The organism is Ancylobacter sp. 3268, assembly GCF_031456575.1.
Lineage (GTDB): Bacteria > Pseudomonadota > Alphaproteobacteria > Rhizobiales > Xanthobacteraceae > Ancylobacter.
Genome location: NZ_JAVDUX010000001.1, coordinates 42,432 through 60,541, shown reverse-complemented (window position 1 = coordinate 60,541; position 18,110 = coordinate 42,432). Strand labels below are relative to the sequence as shown.

Sequence of the window (18,110 nt, the reverse complement as noted above, 5' to 3'; positions counted from 1 at the left end):
GCATGCGCGCACGTCACTGCCGGTAAGCATATAGCCGGTTTCCATGAGCGATAGCGCGCGGAATTTTTGCCCTGCATGGCCTGGCTGGGATCAGGCGGGGCCTGCCGGCATCGGCTTTTGCGAACGAATCCGGCCCTTCGGAGTTGTGCCCCTGTTCGCGCGAATGCGCCAATACCGGTCAGCACATGTGAGGTTCGGCCGCTGTGGATCCGGCAGAGGGTCCGAGAGCGACCGTAGCGAACATCCCGGCTATCAGGAGGTTCCACATGCATGCCATTGGCGCGCTAAGCCAGAAAAGGCAATTGTCTATAAAATTAGTAGTGATATGTCTGCAAGGCGCAGACTTGTCGGTCCGCGCATGTGAGGGAGCATTGCAATGAGTTTCAGGCGCATTCTCGCAGTGGCCGCGCTCGCCACGGGTATCGGATTGTTCGCCGTCGAAGTGGCCAACGCCGCCGACAGCGTGACCGTTGGCTCGAAGATCGACACCGAGGGCGCGATCCTTGGCAATGTCATCGCCCTGCTGCTGGAGCAAAAGGGCATCGATGTAAAGGAACGCATCTCGCTCGGACCGACCAAGATCGTGCGCACCGCGCTTCTCGAAGGCGAGATCGACATCTATCCGGAGTATACTGGAAACGCTGGCTTTTTCTTCAACGTCGATTCCGATCCGGCTTGGAAGAAGGCCGATACCGCCTATGCGAAGGCAAAGGCGCTCGACGCTGCGAACAAGCTCGTCTGGCTGCAGCCCGCTCCGGCCAACAACACCTGGGCCATTGCGGTTCGGGGGGACGTCGCCAAAGCCAACAATCTCGCGACGCTGGACGATTTCGGCAAATGGGTAGCCGGTGGGGGCAAGGTGAAGCTTGCAGGTTCGGCTGAATTCGTCGAGAGCGCGGCAGCGTTGCCCGCCTTTCAGAGCGCCTACGGATTCAAGCTCGGCCAGGATCAGCTTCTGGTGCTCTCCGGCGGCGACACTGCCGCCACCATCAAGGCCGCGGCCGAAGGCACATCCGGCGTCAACGCCGCCATGGTCTATGGCACGGATGGCGGCATAGCCGCGCTCGACCTGAAGGTGCTCACGGATACCAAGGGTGTTCAGGCGGTGTATGAGCCCGCGCCTGTCGTGCGCGCTGCCGTGCTGGAGGCGCATCCCGAGATCGCAACGATCCTGGCGCCGGCCTTTGGGGCGTTGTCGCTCGAGACCTTGCAGTCTCTGAATGCAAAAGTGCAGATCGAAGGGCAGGATGCCCGGTCGGTCGCCAAGACCTGGCTCACCGAAAAGGGCCTGCTGAAGTGACATCGGAAAGCGGCTTGTCGGTCATATCGGCACCGCAGGCCGCTGCACCGCAGCTCAGAAGCGGCGCCGGCCGCTCCAACCCGCTGCTGGTGCTGATCGTCGGCGGCATGGCGGCGGCGGTGATGGGTCTGGGCTTTGTGTCGGTCGCGCCCAATCGCATTCTCAGCGGCAGGCCGGTCGTCCTGTGGTCGGCAGTGGAGCCCGAGGTCACCGCCATCCTCGTTGCGCTGATCATTGGGCTCGGCGTTTCGGCGGTGCTCCGCGTCGGTGCATGGCGTGACCGGCTCACCGCCGTGATCGCCGCGGTCACGCTGGTCGCAACGGTCGCGGCGGCCGGTCACGCGGCCAGCCTCGTCGCTCAGGCAAGCGGACCCGTTGCCCGCACCTCGTTAGGAGCGGCTTTCTGGATTGTGGCCGCCGGTTCCGGCTTTGCACTTGCCGATGCGGCGACCCGCCTCACACGAAACATGTTCGTTCAGATGATCGTCGTGGCGATAGTGGGGGGAGCCATCGCCTTGCTCGCCGCTTCCGGCGCCCTCTCGGACCTGTCGCTTGCCCGCGAGCTCGCCAACCGCCGGGAAGCTTACAGCTCGGAAGTGGTACGGCATCTCGTGCTCGTCGGCGGCGCGCTGGCAGGGGCGCTGCCGATCGGCAGCCTGCTCGGCTACATCACGTTTCGCCGCCCGAAGTGGCGCAAGGCACTGTTCGCGATCCTGAATCTTATTCAGACCGTTCCGTCCATCGCGATCTTCGGCCTGCTTATCGGTCCTCTCAGTGCCCTGTCGGGTTGGTTTCCCACGCTGCGCACGCTGGGCATTGGCGGGATCGGCGCAGCCCCCGCCATCATCGCGCTCACGCTTTACGGCCTGTTGCCGGTGGCGCGCGGGGTATTCACCGGGCTGGCGTCCACGCCGCCCGGCGTCCTGGATGCCGCGCGCGGCATGGGCTTTGACGAGCGCCAGATACTCTGGCGTGTCTCCATACCCCTCGCCTTGCCAATACTTGTCACATCGCTGCGTCTCGTCGTGGTGCAACTCACGGGCCTCGCCGTGGTTGCCGCACTCATCGGCGCCGGCGGGCTCGGTGCGTTCATTTTCCAGGGCCTCGGGCAAACGGCCACCGACCTCATCCTGCTCGGCGCGCTGTCGGCCATCGCTCTGGCGCTCGCCGCCGATCTCCTCTTGCGAAGCCTTGCTGCGGCCGTGACGACAGGAGCATCTGCATGATCGTGCTTGATCGCCTCACCAAACGATATGGCAATGCGGTCTCGGTCGATCAACTTTCACTCACCGTGCCCACCGGCTCGATCTGCGCGTTGGTCGGCGCGTCCGGTGGGGGAAAAACCACCACACTGCGTCTCATCAATCGCCTCATCGAACCGGACGAGGGGCGTGTACTGATCGACGGCACCGACGCGGCAAGTCTTGCTCCGGTCGCGCTACGCCGACATATTGGTTATGTGATTCAATCGGTTGGCCTGTTCCCTCACTGGAACGTCGCCCGCAACATAGCCACGGTTCCGAATCTCCTGGGATGGAAGCGCGACCGGATCGAGCGTCGCATCGACGAACTGCTCGATCTCGTCGGGCTCGATCCCGCCTCCTATCGCGACCGCCGACCACACGAACTCTCCGGTGGCCAGCAGCAGCGCGTCGGCGTCGCTCGAGCGCTCGCCGCCGATCCCGATCTCTTGCTGATGGACGAGCCATTCGGCGCCCTCGATCCCGTCACGCGCGATGGTCTGCAGCTGGCTCTCCTCGACATTCAGGCCCGGACCGGGAAAACGATCGTCATCGTCACTCACGATATCGACGAGGCAATCCGCCTCGCCTCGCTGATAGCGGTGCTGGACGGCGGCAGGCTGATCCAGCACGGCTCGCCACACGATCTGCTCGCGCGACCAGCCAATGCCTTCGTGGAAGCCTTTGTCGGCGGCCCCCAGCGTGGCCTGCGCCTGCTGCAGGTCACCCGCGTGCGTGAACGCACCGATTTCGGTGAGTCTATCGGCGGTACTCCCATCGATGCCGACGTGACCTTGGACATTGCCCTGGAGCGTATGGTGACGACGGGCGCTCACCGCCTACCGGTGTACGACCGCGCAGCGGATCGATACGGAACCCTCGCGCTGGCCGACATCGCCTTGCGGAACGGAAGGCAGGCATGATGGCGCGCATCTATGCCGCTCGAACCGTGCGAGATGTCGTCGAGATGGCGAAGCGTCCAGCAGTGCTGGTGAGTCTGATCTTCGTCGGCGTCCTCGCCTTGTTGCCGCACAGCACGCCGATTTTCAGATGGCTGTTCCCGGAACTTCCGCGGCCTCTCTACACCCGCGCGACCTTTCTCGACCTTGCAGTTTCGCACGCCGCACTGGTGGGCATGGCGAGCCTCGTCGTGATCATCCTCGGCATAGGCATAGGCATCTTTGTCACCCGTCCCATCGGGCGCGACTTTGCCGGACCCGTCGACACGCTCGCCGCCATCGGCCAAACATTCCCGCCGACGGCCGTGCTGGCTCTCGCGGTGCCGGCCGTCGGCTATGGCGGCGCTCCAACCGTCATCGCGCTCATCGCCTATGGTCTGCTGCCAGTAATAGGAGCGACAATCGCTGGCCTCACCACCCTTCCCAAGGCGCCGATCGATGCCGCCGACGGCATCGGATTGTCGCCGCAGGGCCGGCTTCTTAGGGTGGAACTACCCCTTGCCGCACCGGTAATTCTCTCAGGGGTGCGGACCTCGGTAATCCTCAACATCGGCACCGCGGCGATTGGGTCGACGGTCGGGGCGCTGACGCTCGGCTCGCCGATCATCGAAGGGTTATCCGGCTCCAATCCGGCTTACGTCATTCAGGGCGCGCTGCTCGTGGGCCTGTTCGCCGTCGCAACCGACCTATGGTTCGATGAGTTGGAACAGGTTCTCTGAACCACCTTCTGGCGATTCTCATCGCCGGAACTCAGCTTCCGGTGACCCGTCGCATCGAACATCTGATGGCCAAGCAAGCCAGACGCTTCGCCGGGTGTGCTAGCGAGACCTTAACGGTTGCTCGATATTCTGACTCTCGTTTGATCTCCAGGGTGGTCAGAGGCTCGCGAGCGGGCTCGACGGATAGCGGCACAAGAGCCAACGATCATTTGTATTCAATGGGGTCGTCAAAGCCGCCGGCGGCGTCTTCGTCGAAAGGAATGGCAACCGGCCCGGCTCGTGGCCGAAGGACCACATATGGCAATGCGGCCATGTCGGCCTCTCGCTCACTTCGACAAGCAATAGCGCCGCGGAGGACCGATTTGGAAACGTCTCTCTACGAACCCGTAAAACGCTTCCTCGAAGAGCTGGGTTATACCGTCAAGGGTGAAATCGGATCGTGCGATCTTGTTGGTCTTCGGCATGATGACCCTTCCGTGGTGGTCATTGGCGAGCTGAAGCTGACCTTCAATCTCGAGCTCGTCCTGCAAGGCGTCGACCGGATGAGCGTCGGCGACGAGATCTGGCTGGCCGCGCGGCTCTCGGCCAAGGGCAAGGGCCGCGAGGGCGATCCAAGATACCGCAATCTGTGCCGGCATCTCGGCTTCGGGCTTCTCGGCGTTTCGACCTTCGGGCAGGTGGAGATCCTGGTGTCTCCGACAGCGCCCCTGCCGCGCAAGAATACCCGCCGGCGCTCGCGAGTGGTGGAGGAGCATAAGCGGCGGCAGGGCGACCCGGCTGCCGGTGGCGGCACGCGCAAGCCGATCATGACCGCCTATCGCCAGCAGGCACTCGCCTGCGCCGCGGCGATGGTACTGGCGCCGCAGCGGCCGCGCGATCTCAAACACTCTTTACCCGACGCCCAGAAGATCCTGCGCCGGAATGTCTATGGCTGGTTCGAGCGCTCGGAGCGTGGCGTCTACGCGCTGACCGAGGAAGGTCGCGGTGCCTTGGCAACATGGCTACCCGGGTCTTTGCCTGGCGCAGAGGGAGAAGACCTGCCCACAGGCGGCCTGAAACAATCACGGGACGACACCGCGCCCCCCATCAGCCTGGGGACGTCTTGAACAATCCTCGGCCGCCGCGGGTCGCGTCTACCGTCAGGTCCTCACGGCACACGACGGCTGGCCATGCAGCAGCGGATAGTCAGCATTCATGTCGGCCGCATCGACAGGAAGGCAGTCCCAGAGGAGGCTCCCGGAAGCAACGGGGCGCTTGCCGCGCCTCGATTGACACGCTCGCCGTTTGCCCTCGCCGCGCATCCAGTTCTCGCGCCATCCGAACGAAGCGAATGGGCTTTACCGGGGTGCCGCTCCCGGCTCGGAAACATCAAGTGCCGCTGAAACCGCAGAGGCCGCACGGCGGACGCTCCCGGCGAAGTGAGCGATCCGCTCGGCATCCGGCCTGCCGTTGCGCACCGACAGCACCAGACTGAGGCTGGCGACGACCAGCCCCTCACGCGTGATGGGCGCCGCGATGCCGAGCCGGCCTTCGCCGATTTCCGCCTGCGTCATCGCATAGCCGGCCTTTCGCACCGGCTTGAGCTGCTCCTTGAAGTTCGCCCAGGAATCGATGCCGGACAGGCGCAGTTCGGCATCGTTGCGCAGATACAGCCCGCGCAACACCCGATCCGGCAGAAAGGCCAGAATGACCTTGGCCGGCGCGCCGAGGAAAAGCGGCATCGCCGCCCCCCGCTCATAGCTCGCGGGCAGATGCGGCTCCCGCCCCTCCACCATGTGCACACTCATCACGCAGTCCTTGAAGCGACGGCAGAGGATGACCACCGCTTCCTGGCTGGTTTCCTCAAGCACCCGCTCCATCGCCGGCGTGGCAATGCGGATGAGCGGATCGCTCTGCCGCAGCACCCGATCGAAGCGGATGAAAGCCGGCCCGAGCACATAGCCGGCGCCGGAGACCGGATCGAGAAACCCGCCCTGCGTCAGCTCCCTCACCGTCCTGTAGGCCGTGCGGACGGAAACGCCGAGCGCCTTGGCGATCTCCTCCACGGTCCACACCGACATGCCGGTATCGAAAAGCTGGAGGATGGAGAGGATATGGCTCTGTCGGCTCATTACTGGATCCGCGGCGGAGAAGGGATTCCGACCGCTTACAAAATATGCAGCAATTTTGCAAAATGATTAAATTGACACATATTGGCAAAATTCGTTGATCTCGTCATCGCAATATGGCCCTATCTGCACGCCGTTCAACGAAACGGCATCCAGAGGAGGCGGCAGAACGGCCGTCCAGCAGCGAGGACGAACGATGAAAGCATTTCTGCGGGCAGCCGGCTGTTTGCTGGCATCCGCGCTCATCCTCTCGGCACCGGCCGCACGGGCTCAGGAAAAGACCGAGGTGCGCATGGCGATCCTGGCGCCGAGCGCGCTGCTGTGGCTGCATGCCATCGCCAAGGACCAGGGCTTCTATGCCAAGCACGGCATCGAGGTGAAGGAACTCGTCGCCGCCGGCAGCCCGGCGCTGTTGCAGGCCGTGTCCACCGGCTCGGTCGAGGCGGGCGTCTCGGTGGCGGATCTCGCCATCCGCGCCATCGACCAGGGGGCGCCGATCGTCATTTCCGGCGGCATCCTCACCAAGTCCATCCTGCGCCTGGTCGGCGGCAAGGACATCGCCAACATCGCCCAGATGAGCGGTAAGCCGGTGACCGCCGGCGGGGTCAAGGGCGGCACGGCCAACCTGCTGCGCTACCTGATCCAGCAGGGCGGCGGCGACGCCCGGAGCCTGCAGCTGGTGGCGATGGCCAATTCCAAGGATCGCGTCGTGGCGCTCGGCAATGGCCAGGTGGTCGGCGCCCTGCTCATCGCCCCCTTCGACACCATCGCCCAGAAGGACGGGATGAAGGTGCTCGACGACTATACCGATCCCTATCTCCAGACCCCGCTGATCCTCAATACCGAGTGGGCGGCCAAGAATCCCAAGGCGGCGACGGCGGTGACCCAGGCGACGCGCGACGCGGCGAACTGGATCTACGACCCTGCCAACAAGGAGAGGGCGATCGCCATCCTCGCCGCCTACACCAAGGTGGATCCGGCGATCTGCGCCGATTCCTACGCCTTCATCGTCGAGCAGCAGAAGGCGATCGGGACCGGGCTCGGAGTTTCGGCGGCGAGCCTCACCAACCTGATCATGATTTCCAAGGCAGTTGGCGCCGAACCCGACAGCGCCAAGGAATTCGAGCTCTCGCGCTACTACGATCCGAGCTTCCTCGCCGGGAAGTAGCGCCGCACGCGCTCGCTTTAACCGAACCGACAGCGGGGAGCGATTCCCGCCGACGCTTCCCCATGCCCGGACGGACGGAACGGACCGATGCCCGCTGAACGCATCCCCACGAGCCTGCTCACCGGCTTTCTCGGCAGCGGCAAGACCACGCTACTCAATGCCTGGCTGGCCAGCCCGGAGCTGTCGAGCGCCGCGGTGATCGTCAACGAGTTCGGCGAGGTCGGCATCGATCACGCCCTCATCGCCGCAAGCGCCGACAACACGATCGAGCTGTCGACCGGCTGCCTGTGCTGCACGGTGCGCGGCGATCTCGTCGATACGCTGCGCGAGCTCCACGAGAAGCGGCAGCGGGGCGAGATCCGCCCCTTCGACCGCGTGATCATCGAGACGACCGGGCTCGCCGATCCCGGACCTGTCATCCAGGCCCTGATGACCTTCCCGGTGGCCGGCACCTACCGGCTCGACCGGGTGGTCACCGCCGTCGACGGCGTGCAGGGGCTCGCCACGCTCGACAACCATCACGAGGCCGCCAAGCAGGTAGCCGTCGCCGACCATATCGTCGTCACCAAATCCGACATCGCCCCGGCGGCAGAGCGGCTGATCGAGCGGCTGACCGGCCTCAACCCCGGCGCCCGGCTCATCCATGCCGGCCTCGGCCGCACGCCCGATGCCACGCTGGTCGCCGGCACCGGCCTGTACGACCCCGCCACCAAGGCCGCCGACGTGCTCGCCTGGCTGAATGCCGACGCCTATGAGGACCACGGGCATGAGCACGGGCACGGGCACCATCATCACGACCGCAACCGGCACAGCGACCGGATCGGCTCGTTCTGCCTCAGCTTCGACGAGCCGCTGCACTGGGAGCATGTCGCGCACTGGCTCGACGCGCTGGTGATCGCCCATGGCAAGGACCTGCTGAGGGTGAAGGGCATCGTCGACGTCGCCGGACGCGACCGGCCGATCGTGGTGCAGGCGGTGCAGAAGCTGTTCCACCCGCCCGTCGAGCTGCCCTCCTGGCCGGAAGGGCCGCGCCGCTCGCGCATCGTCTTCATCACCCGCGACCTCGGCCGCGACTATGTCGCCGAGGTGCTCGCCACCCTGCAGACCCGCCGCATCGAGGCGGCGTGACCAACCCGTCAGTGCAAAGGATTGCTTCCATGGACCGCCTCATCGTGAACGGCCTCGTCATGACCCCCGGCGGTCGCTTCCAAGGATCGATCGGCATCAAGGACGACCTGATCGCCGGCCTCTACGAGCCCGGCACCGAACCGGCCACCGCCGAGACCATCGACGCCGCCGGCCTCGCGGTGCTGCCGGGGATCATCGACATGCATTCGCATCATCGGCAGGGCTCCCTCCCCGGCTTCGAATACAAGGACACCATCCTCACCTCGACGCGGCAATGCGCGGCCGGCGGCGTGACCACCTCGGTCGCGATGCCCAACGTCACCCCGCCGCCGAACACGCTGGACCTTTTGAAGAAGCAGTTCGCCATCTACGAAACCGACGCCGTGGTGGACTGGAACTTCAACCCGGCGCCGACCATCCTCGACGAGGTGCCGTCGATGGCGCAGGAGGGCATCGCCGCCTTCAAGTTCTTCATGGTCGTCGATACCGGCCGGAACTACCCGCACATGCCGGGCATCGGCGTGCACGATCATGGCCGGATCCTCGAGATCATGCAGGCCTGCGCCGCGGTGAACGTGCCGCTGATGGTGCATCCGCACGACCAGGCGCTGATGGACGTGATCGAGCAGGAGTTCTGGGCCCGCGGCGAACGTGACGCCCTCGCCTATGCCAAGGCCTATGCCGCCCATGACGGCGTGATCTGGGAGACTGCCATCGCCACGCTGCTGCGCCTGCAGAAGGCGGCCGGCTGCCACCTGCACATATTGCACACCCAGACCGCCGGCAGCGTCGACCTCATCCGCAAGGCCAAGGCGGCGGGCCAGAAGGTCACCTGCGAGATCAATCCGTGGGCGCTGTTCCTTGGCTGCGACTGGTCGTCGATCCAACGCCTGGGTTCCTATGCCCTGTCCTATTGGGTGCCGGAGAAGAACGTGCCGGGCCTGTGGGAAGGATTGAACGACGGCACCATCGACATCGTCGCCACCGACCACGCTCCGCATCTGCGGGAGGAGAAGGAGATCGGCTGGACCGACGGCTGGAAAGCCCACACCGGCACGCCCTCGACCCAGTTCTACCTCTCGATGTTCCTCACCGCGGCGCGCGAAGGCAAGATCACGCTGGAGCGGGTGGTCGACGCCTGCTCGGCCGCGCCGGCACGGCTGTTCGGCCTGGAGAAGAAGGGCGGCATCGTACCCGGCAACCATGCCGACCTGGTGCTGGTCGACCTCGATAACGAGTATGAGATCCGCGACGCCGACGTGCTGAGCCTGACCGGCTGGAGCCCCTATGCCGGCCGCAAGGTGACCGGCAAGCCGGTGCACACGCTGGTGCGCGGGCGTTCCGTCTACCGCGACGGCGAGGTCATGGGCGAGAAGGGCTTCGGCCGGCAGGCGACGGCGCGGCATCAGGCCACGGCCCGGGCATGAGCATGCAGCCTCCCGAAACGGCACGCATCGCCGAGACGCTCGGCGCCTTCGTCGCCGATCTGCCGGCAGCGGCGCTGCCCGCGAGCGCCCACCTCTCCGCCAGCCGGGCCCTTGTCGACATTGTCGGCACCGCCTTTGCCGGCTCGACGCTGCCGCTGGCGCGGGTGGTGCGGGAGCAAACCCGCGCCGAGGCCCGAGCCGGCGCCGCGCTGGTGCTGGACGCCGGCGGCGAGCGCCTGGTGGCGGCGGCGGCAGCGCGGATCAACGCCACCGCGGCGCACGTGCTCGACTTCGATGCCAATTTCAACATCGGCATGGTGTTCGCCCCGGCGGCACTCTATCCGGCGCTGATCGCCATGGGCGAAGAGACGAGGGCGAGCGGCGCGGCGCTCGTCGGCGCCTTCGCCATCGGTGCGGAACTCATACGGACCCTCGCCGAGTGCCTGTCCGAGCCCCCCTACCGTAAGGATCGCGACAGCCTGTTCTACAAGGGCTGGTTCAACAGTGCGGTGCTCGGCCCGATCGGCGCCGCGGCGGCGGTGGCGCGGCTGATCGGGCTCGATGCCGAGCGCACCGCCCATGCCCTCGCCATCGCCGCAGTGCAGGCCGGCGGACTGCGCATCGCCGTCGGCTCGGACATGAAGCCGGTCCTGTGCGCCCGCGCCGGCGAGACTGGCCTGCGCGCCGCCCTGCTCGCCCGCGACGGCGCGGAAGGCCCGCTCGACGCCTTTGAAGGCCCGCGCGGCCTGATCGAGGTGATCAATGGCGGCCAGTGGTCGAGCCCGCCGCTTGCGCGGCTCGGCAGCTTCGAGCCGCCCGGCACCTCCTTCAAGCTTTACCCGGCCTGCTCCTCGGTGCAGGCGGCAGCCGAGGCGCTGGAGGCGTTGTTGCAGCAGCACCATATCGAGGTCGGCGAGGTGGCGCGCGTGCGCTGCGAGGTGACCGGTCATATACTGCGCAACCTCGCTTTCCCGATCCCCGCCAATGTCACGCAGGCGCAGTTCTCCATGCCTTTCGCGCTCGGCTGCATCCTTGCGCATGGGCGGTTCACCGCCGACCTGCTGACGGCGGAAACCGTCGCCGACCCCGCCATTCATCGGGAAATGGCGAAGGTAGAGATGGTGGGTGCCGACCTGTTCGACGACGAGGAGGAGGCCCGCAACGGCACCGAAGCCACGCGGGTGACGCTCACCACCGCCGATGGCCGCGAGGTCTCGTATTTCCAGGCGGCATCGACCGGCAAACCGATGCGTCCGATGCCGGATGAGCTGCTCGACGCCAAGTTCAGGCGCAATGTCGCACCCTTCATGTCGCCGGCCATCGCCTCCGACCTGCTCGCCAGGCTGCGAGGCATAGAGGGGCTCGACGATCTCAGCCGCCTCTTCCCCGCGGAGGTTCACGGCTCATGAAGATCGCCATCCTCGGCTCCGGAGCGATGGGTCTCGCCAGCGCCGCTCTCTTCGCTTCGCGCGGGCATGCGCCGATCATCTGGTCGCCCTCCGGTACCGGCACTGCGGGCCTGCCGCAGCGCCCTCGCCTGATCTCCACCGGTGCCCTCGCCGGCGCATGGGAGATTGCCGCCAGCAGCGATCTCGCCGACGCGATCGACGGTGCCGATGCGGTGCTGCTTGCCGTCGATGCCGGCGGCCATGTACCGGTGATGCGTGCCGTCGCGCCGCTGCTGGCACCCGGCATGCCGTTTCTCATCGGCGCGGCGCATTCGATGAGCGCCGTTTACCTCTCCGAACTGCTTGCCGCGCGGGGGGTCGAGCTGCCGATCGTTTCCTGGAACACGACGGTCGCCACCGCCCAAAAGACCGGACCGCTTGCCGTCGATATCCGCACGCTGCGCCCGCACATCGAAGCGGCGGTGATGCCCTCGCGGCTCGAAGCATCGGCGCTGGCCCTATGCGGGGAGCTGACGGGCACGCACGTCGAGGCCCGTCCGGACGCGCTGGCCATCGCCCTGCTGTCCAACGCCAATCCGGTTTTCCACGTGCCGGTCTGCCTGCTCAATTTGTCGCGCATCGAGCACGGCGAAAGCTGGGCACCCTATGAGCAGACCACGGGCTCGATCGGCCGGCTGATGGAAGCGCTCGATGCCGAGCGGCTGGCTGTCGCATCGTCCTATGGCGCCACCATCCACGGCGTCAACGAGCACTTCCAGCGGTCCTTCCGCATTCCGCTCGGCTCGATGGCGGAAATGAACGCCCATCTCCACGCCCATGGCCGCGGCCCCAAAGGGCCCCGCAGCATCGACCACCGCTATCTGGCGCAGGATCTCAGCTATGGCCTCGTCTTCGCCGCCGAGCTCGCCCGGGGCGCCGGCGTGATGACGCCGGTGCACGGTGCAACCATCGCACTCGCCGGCGCGGCGACCGGGCGCGACTATCGGGCCGCGAACGCGCTGCTGCCATTGCTGCACCTCGACACCATGACACCCGAAGTGATCCGGCATCGCGCCCGCGAGGGCCATTTCGAACCGCAGGCCGGCGCCGGCAGGAGCTTTACATGACCTTCTGGCAGAGAACATATGCCTTTCTCGAACGCGAAACCCGCAGCGCCACGCTGGTGCGGGTGCTGCTCTCTATCGCCTTCGTGCTGGCCGTGTGGGAGCTCCTCACCGCGACCCTCGTCACCAACCGGCTGCTGCTGGTGCCGCCGCAGGAGGTGTTCGAAGCGCTGATCCGCGAAGTCCGCTCGGGCGCGGTGTGGACGAACGGCCTCGCCACCTGCCTCGCCGTCGGCGCCTCCTTCCCCGTCGCGGTGGCGGTCGGCATCGCCGGCGGGCTGCTGCTGTCGTCCAGCCGGCTGATGTCGCTGACGGCCGGCCCGATGCTCACCGCCCTCTACTCGGTACCGATCGTGGCGCTCGCGCCGCTGGTCATTGCCTGGCTCGGCCTCGGCTTCGCCTCGAAATTCGTGCTGGTGGTGCTGATCGCGGTCTTCCCGGTGCTGGTGACCACTGAGACCGGCCTGCGCTCCACCGATCGCGGCCTCATCGATGCCGCGCGCTCGTTCAACGCCAGCAAATGGCAGATCTTCACCACCGTCACCCTGCCCTATGCGCTGCCCTTCATCGTCAGCGGCATCCGCGTCGCCTGGGCGCGGGCGCTGGTGGGCATCGTGGTGGCGGAGTTCTTCGGCTCCTTTGCCGGTTTCGGCTTCGCCATCCTTGCCGCCGGCCAGACCTTCGATACCGCGACGCTGCTCGCCTATGTCATGCTGCTCGGCGCCATGGGGTTGATCGGCAGCTTGGTGTTCGAGGCGATCGAACGCCGTCTCGCCCCCTGGAGGCAGGAATGACCGCCAGCCGTCCCGCTTCCGTTACGCCCTGCCTCACCGAGGACCGCATGACCGACGACGCCACCCTCCACATACGCGGCGTGAACAAGACCTTCCTGCGCGCCGGCAAGCCGAGCGTCGAGGCCCTGCGCGACATCAATCTGACGGTGAAGGACGGCGAGTTCGTCTCCATCGTCGGAGCGAGCGGCAGCGGCAAATCCACGCTGCTGCGCATCATCGACGGACTGATGCCCGCAAGCTCGGGCACCATCGCCGTCGGCAGCGGCGCGGTCTCCCGGCCCGGTCCGGACCGGGCCATGGTGTTCCAGAACGATTCGCTGCTGCCCTGGAAGACGGTGATCGAGAATGTCGGCTATGGCCTCGCCATCGGCGGCATGGCGCGCGGCGAGCGGGAGGCGATCGCCCAGGGCTTCATCGAGCTCGCCGGCCTGCGCGGCTTCGAGCACCACTATCCGCACCAGCTTTCCGGCGGCATGCGCCAGCGTGTCAACGTCGCCCGGGCGCTGGCGGTGGATCCGCGCATCCTGCTGCTCGACGAACCCTTCGCCGCTCTCGACGCCCAGACGCGCGAGATCATGCAGGCCGAGCTGTTGAACATCTGGGGACGCCAGAAGAAGACCGTCGTCCTGATCACCCACCAGATCGACGAAGCCGTGTTTCTCTCCGACCGGGTGGTGGTCTTCAGCGCCCGGCCCGGCCAGATTCGCGCCGAGATCCCGATCGACCTGCCGCGCCCGCGCGATCTGGAGGTCAAGCGCAGCCTGGCCTTCGTGCAGCTGGTCGACGAGATCTGGAAGCTGATCGAGCACGAAGTGCGGCTGGGCATGTCGCTCGCGGCCGACTGAGGCCCGCAAGCCCTGAGCGCGAGCATCCACACGAACTCTCTCCCTCGGCCGACATCGTGATCGGGCGGAAGCGAGCGGACCGCCTGCGTCGACTCATACCCTGATATTCATGACCGAGAGGGCATTGAGGCGAGCCACTTTCCCGCGCGTCGCGTCGTCGATTGGCGCGGCGTCGAAGAAGCGACCGGCCGCAGCGGAATCCTCGTACGGATAGTCGATGGAAAACAGCACATGGTCGCTGCCGAGGGCGGAGAGCGCCGCGGTCAACGGGACGTTGTCGAACTGGCCGGACGTCGTCACGAACAGGTTTCGCCTCAGATAGAAGGACGGCACTTCCCGGAGCGGGCGCTTGCCGATGATGAGCGCGGCCCGGCTGTCGAAGCGCCACAGATGGTAGGGCATGGTTTCACCCATATGCCCGAGAATGATCTTGAGCCTGGGAAAACGGTCGAACACGCCGGCGAAAAGCAGCCGCAGGAAGTGGGAGGAGGTCTCGAAATTCCACTCCCAGGTCGGCTTCAGCAGCTCCGGCGCACCTTCGAGCACATAGGGCAGCACGAAGGAATCGGTCGGGTGCAGGTACAGCGGCACGTCGAGCGCCTGCAGGCGCTCCCAGAACGGATCATATGCGGGATCATCGAGATAGACCCCGTGGGTGTGGCCGTTCACCATCGAGCCGACGAAGCCGAGTTCGGATACGCAACGCTCCAGCTCCGCGATGGCCGCGGGCACGTCCTGCATCGGCAGATGGGCGAAGCCACGATACCGGGCGGGCTGCTTGGCGACTTCCGCCGCAAGCCTGTCATTGGCGTCACGGGCGAGCCTTACCGCCATCGCCGCATCCGGCTCGGCCTGCACCCCCGGGCCGGAAATGGACAGGACGGCGATATCGACACCGGCGGCGTCCATGGCCGCAAGCCGGCGCTCGCCGAAATCCAGCATGAGCTGGCAAAGATGGTCGGCACTCTCCGGAGACAGTTTCGGCATCGCCGCCCGCATGTGAGGCTCGAGACCCGGCGTGATGAAATGCTCCTCAAGGGCGATTTTTTTCACGACGGCTCCAGGGATTGAACGTTGGCGCGCTGAGCTTTCGCAACCTACAGCGGCGCGAGATCGCTGAGAAGAGGCCTCCCGCAGCGTGATACGGGACAATTACTTCTTCTGAAAAATAATTCAGTTTCGAAATTAAATTTTCCGATGGCGCTGGCCGCGTCGAGAGAGCCGCTTCACATCTATGCGTCCAGAAGAGAGGCTTTTTCCGGCTATTTCTCTTGTGAAACACACTGCTCAAATCTAATAATTCCTGAAATTTCTATTTGGGGGGATATCGTGAAAGATAAGCCTGAAGGTAAGCTTGTTGCTTCGCGGCGGGAGTTGTTCACCTCCGGTGCCGCGCTGATGGGAGCAAGCCTGCTGCCGACAGTGGCGGACGCCGGCGCCATGCCGTCCCGTTCGCCGTCCCCCATCAAGGCGCCCGACGCGCCACCCGGCGGCTACAACATCCTGTTCATCCTGGTGGATCAGGAGCATTTCTTCGACGCGTGGCCGTTTCCGGTGCCCGGGCGCGAATGGATCAAGGCCAACGGCATCACCTTCAACAATCACCAAGCGGCGTCCTGCGTCTGTTCGCCGGCCCGCTCCACGCTCTATACCGGCCAGCACATTCCCCACACCGGCATCTTCGACAACGCCAACGCCCTGTGGCAGCCGGACATGTCGACGGATGTGAAGACCGTCGGCCATCGCCTCGCCCAGCTCGGCTACCATGCCGCCTATCAGGGAAAATGGCACCTCTCCGCCAATCTCGATCAGGTCGACAAGGCAATCGACGCACCGTTCGCGCAATATCGCGAAATCATCGAAAGCTATGGTTTCGACGACTTCTTCGGCGTCGGCGACATCAACGACACGACGCTCGGCGGCTATAATTACGACGACACCACCACGGCGTTCGTGACGCGTTGGCTGCGCACAAAGGGGCAGGAACTGCGGGCGACCGGAAAACCCTGGTATCTGGCGGTCAACTTCGTCAATCCGCATGACGTCATGTACATCAATTCGGACCTGCCGGGGCAGACCGTGCAGGGCAAGCGATCTTCCATGCCGATCGCCCGACCGCCGGCAAATGATCTTTACGCCGCGGCCTGGGACGTGCCCCTGCCCTCCACCCGCACGCAGGCCTTCGACGCGCCCGGCCGCCCAAAGGCGCAGCACATCTACCAGGAGGTGATGGACTATCTCGTCGGCGAGTGGCCGGACGAGGATCGCCGCTGGCGGGTGCTGCAGAACTATTATTTCAACTGCATCCGGGACTGCGATCTTCAGGTCTATCGCGTGCTGGAGGCGATCAAGGCCAACGGCATGTCGGACGATACCATCATCGTCTTCACCGCCGACCATGGCGAGTTGGGCGGGCATCACCAAATGCGCGGCAAGGGCAACTGCACCTATCGCCAGCAGAACCATTTGCCGCTGATGATCGTCCACCCCGCCTATCCCGGCGGCATTTCCTGCAACGCCGTGACCTCGCAGGTGGACCTGACGCCGACCCTTCTCGCGCTCACAGGCGCCGCGCCGGAGAAGCTGAAGCTGGCGGGGGAAGGTCTGCCGGGGCACGACTTCTCATCCCTGCTCACCGCGCCCGCCGCCGCGCAGACGGATACGCTGAGGCCAGGCGCGCTGTTTTGCTACAACATGCTGAGCTACCAGGATGCCCGGTGGGCCGCCCATTTCGACGTGAAGGCCGACAACTCCATCCCGCTCGCCCAGCGCATCGCCGCGATGGAGAAGCAGCCGCCTGATTTCCAGCTGCGCTGCTCCATACGCAGCGTGTTCGATGGTCGCTATCGCTTCTCCCGCTATTTCGCGCCGCAAGGCTTCAACACGCCCGAGACGTGGGAGGACCTGACGGCGAAGAACGATATCGAGGTCTACGACCTGCAGAACGACCCGGACGAGGTGAACAACCTCGCCATGCAGGGCAAGGCGAACGGCGACCTCATCCTCTCGCTCAACGCCAAGCTGAACGGCCTCATCGCCACCGAAGTGGGGGTGGACGATGGCAGCTTCCTGCCATTCAAGGACGGCAGATGGGTGTTTCCGCCGGCGAACGAGCGATAGCCGTTCCCGGCCGGGCCTTCTGAAAATGCCGGGCGATGGCTGGCAAGCCATCGCCGGTCGACCAATCGGACCCTGAAAATGACTGCCGACGCCAGTGGAGACACACGTGCACAAGGTGAAGCTCGAAGACGACATCGTGCAGATCGCTCTCCAGAGGCGCGGCCGTCTCCGCCTCTTCGAAAGCATCGATCCCAAGCGGACCGCGCATCTGGTCATCGACATGCAGGTCGGCTTCATGACTCCCGGAGCGCCGGCCGAGATCGCGCCGGCGGCGGCGATCATTCCCAACATCAACAGGATAAGCGCGGCCTGCCGGCAGGCCAGCGCGCTCAACGTGTTTATTCAGAACTCCATCAGCGAGGAGAGCAAGAACAGCTGGTCCAACTGGTTCGATGCGTTCTGGACGTCCAGCAAGCGTGAAGGGATGTATTCAACCTTCACGGTGGGACAGCCCGGCCACGCGCTGCACCCCGGCATCGAAACCGAACCCGGCGATATGCGCATCAACAAGTTCAGATTCGGGGCCTTTGTCGATGGATCGTCCGATCTCCATGAGCAGCTGGGCGCACGGGACATCAACACCGTCATCATAACCGGCTGCGCCACCAATATCTGCTGCGAATCGACGGCCCGCGATGCGATGATGCTGAATTACAAAGTCTTGTTCGTCTCCGACGGCACGGCGACGCATACGGATTTCGAGCACAACACGACGCTGAACAACATGATGCTCACTTTCGCCGACGTGGTGTCGACCGACGACGTGACCGCGCTGCTGCAGGCATAGCA

Annotated in this window: 16 protein-coding genes; 14 read left to right on the top strand and 2 right to left on the bottom strand. The window is 65.4% G+C overall.

Annotated features, from left to right (window positions below):
- The first annotated feature begins 391 nt into the window (after window positions 1-391).
- The 5 genes from J2X65_RS00260 to J2X65_RS00240 all read left to right on the top strand — a co-directional run bounded on the left by J2X65_RS00260 (window position 392) and on the right by J2X65_RS00240 (window position 5,325).
- Window positions 392-1,300, top strand: coding sequence for an ABC transporter substrate-binding protein (locus J2X65_RS00260; protein ID WP_404977645.1), 909 nt, complete (start codon window positions 392-394; stop codon window positions 1,298-1,300).
- Window positions 1,301-1,314: 14 nt separating this feature from the next.
- Window positions 1,315-2,526, top strand: a complete 1,212-nt coding sequence (locus J2X65_RS00255) for an ABC transporter permease (RefSeq protein ID WP_310196349.1) — start codon at window positions 1,315-1,317, stop codon at window positions 2,524-2,526.
- On the top strand, window positions 2,523-3,464 hold the full coding sequence (locus J2X65_RS00250) for an ABC transporter ATP-binding protein (RefSeq protein WP_310196346.1): 942 nt from the start codon (window positions 2,523-2,525) through the stop codon (window positions 3,462-3,464). Before J2X65_RS00255 ends, J2X65_RS00250 begins: the two co-directional genes overlap by 4 nt.
- Window positions 3,461-4,219 (top strand): ABC transporter permease, encoded by a 759-nt coding sequence (locus J2X65_RS00245; RefSeq protein ID WP_310196344.1) that lies wholly within the window; start codon window positions 3,461-3,463, stop codon window positions 4,217-4,219. Before J2X65_RS00250 ends, J2X65_RS00245 begins: the two co-directional genes overlap by 4 nt.
- Before the next feature lie 362 nt (window positions 4,220-4,581).
- On the top strand, window positions 4,582-5,325 hold the full coding sequence (locus tag J2X65_RS00240; RefSeq protein WP_310196342.1) for a DUF2161 family putative PD-(D/E)XK-type phosphodiesterase: 744 nt from the start codon (window positions 4,582-4,584) through the stop codon (window positions 5,323-5,325).
- Between the two features lie 231 nt (window positions 5,326-5,556).
- Here J2X65_RS00240 and J2X65_RS00235 read toward each other — a convergent pair whose 3' ends face one another.
- The gene (locus J2X65_RS00235; protein WP_310196339.1) at window positions 5,557-6,330 is read right to left on the bottom strand and encodes an IclR family transcriptional regulator C-terminal domain-containing protein; all 774 of its coding nucleotides are present in this window, start codon (window positions 6,328-6,330) and stop codon (window positions 5,557-5,559) included.
- Between the two features lie 193 nt (window positions 6,331-6,523).
- Between J2X65_RS00235 and J2X65_RS00230 the strand changes: the two genes are divergently transcribed.
- The 7 genes from J2X65_RS00230 (at window position 6,524) to J2X65_RS00200 (ending at window position 14,201) form a co-directional block, all read left to right on the top strand.
- Window positions 6,524-7,495 (top strand): ABC transporter substrate-binding protein, encoded by a 972-nt coding sequence (locus J2X65_RS00230; protein ID WP_310196336.1) that lies wholly within the window; start codon window positions 6,524-6,526, stop codon window positions 7,493-7,495.
- An 87-nt stretch (window positions 7,496-7,582) separates the two neighbouring features.
- Window positions 7,583-8,623 carry a GTP-binding protein gene (locus J2X65_RS00225; protein WP_310196333.1) on the top strand — a complete coding sequence of 347 codons (1,041 nt, stop codon included), beginning with the start codon at window positions 7,583-7,585 and terminating at the stop codon, window positions 8,621-8,623.
- Window positions 8,624-8,652: 29 nt separating this feature from the next.
- Window positions 8,653-10,050 (top strand): dihydroorotase family protein, encoded by a 1,398-nt coding sequence (locus J2X65_RS00220; RefSeq protein ID WP_310196330.1) that lies wholly within the window; start codon window positions 8,653-8,655, stop codon window positions 10,048-10,050.
- A gap of 2 nt (window positions 10,051-10,052) precedes the next feature.
- Entirely contained in the window at window positions 10,053-11,459 is a 1,407-nt protein-coding gene (locus J2X65_RS00215; protein WP_310196328.1) for an MmgE/PrpD family protein, read from the top strand.
- Window positions 11,456-12,565, top strand: coding sequence for an NAD/NADP octopine/nopaline dehydrogenase family protein (locus J2X65_RS00210; protein ID WP_310196324.1), 1,110 nt, complete (start codon window positions 11,456-11,458; stop codon window positions 12,563-12,565). The genes J2X65_RS00215 and J2X65_RS00210 overlap by 4 nt, the downstream gene beginning before the upstream one ends.
- Window positions 12,562-13,356 (top strand): ABC transporter permease, encoded by a 795-nt coding sequence (locus J2X65_RS00205; protein ID WP_310196321.1) that lies wholly within the window; start codon window positions 12,562-12,564, stop codon window positions 13,354-13,356. Before J2X65_RS00210 ends, J2X65_RS00205 begins: the two co-directional genes overlap by 4 nt.
- Window positions 13,353-14,201 (top strand): ABC transporter ATP-binding protein, encoded by an 849-nt coding sequence (locus J2X65_RS00200; protein ID WP_310196317.1) that lies wholly within the window; start codon window positions 13,353-13,355, stop codon window positions 14,199-14,201. The genes J2X65_RS00205 and J2X65_RS00200 overlap by 4 nt, the downstream gene beginning before the upstream one ends.
- A 93-nt stretch (window positions 14,202-14,294) precedes the next feature.
- Here J2X65_RS00200 and J2X65_RS00195 read toward each other — a convergent pair whose 3' ends face one another.
- Entirely contained in the window at window positions 14,295-15,353 is a 1,059-nt protein-coding gene (locus tag J2X65_RS00195; RefSeq protein ID WP_310196314.1) for an amidohydrolase family protein, read from the bottom strand.
- A 177-nt stretch (window positions 15,354-15,530) separates the two neighbouring features.
- On the opposite strand from J2X65_RS00195, the gene J2X65_RS00190 reads away from it, so the two are divergent.
- Both J2X65_RS00190 and J2X65_RS00185 read left to right on the top strand, forming a co-directional pair.
- A complete protein-coding gene (locus J2X65_RS00190; protein ID WP_310196312.1) occupies window positions 15,531-17,321 on the top strand; it encodes a sulfatase-like hydrolase/transferase in 1,791 nt (596 codons plus the stop codon).
- Window positions 17,322-17,427: 106 nt separating this feature from the next.
- Complete coding sequence (locus tag J2X65_RS00185; protein WP_310196310.1) at window positions 17,428-18,108, top strand: cysteine hydrolase; 681 nt, start codon at window positions 17,428-17,430, stop codon at window positions 18,106-18,108.
- Window positions 18,109-18,110: the final 2 nt, after the last annotated feature.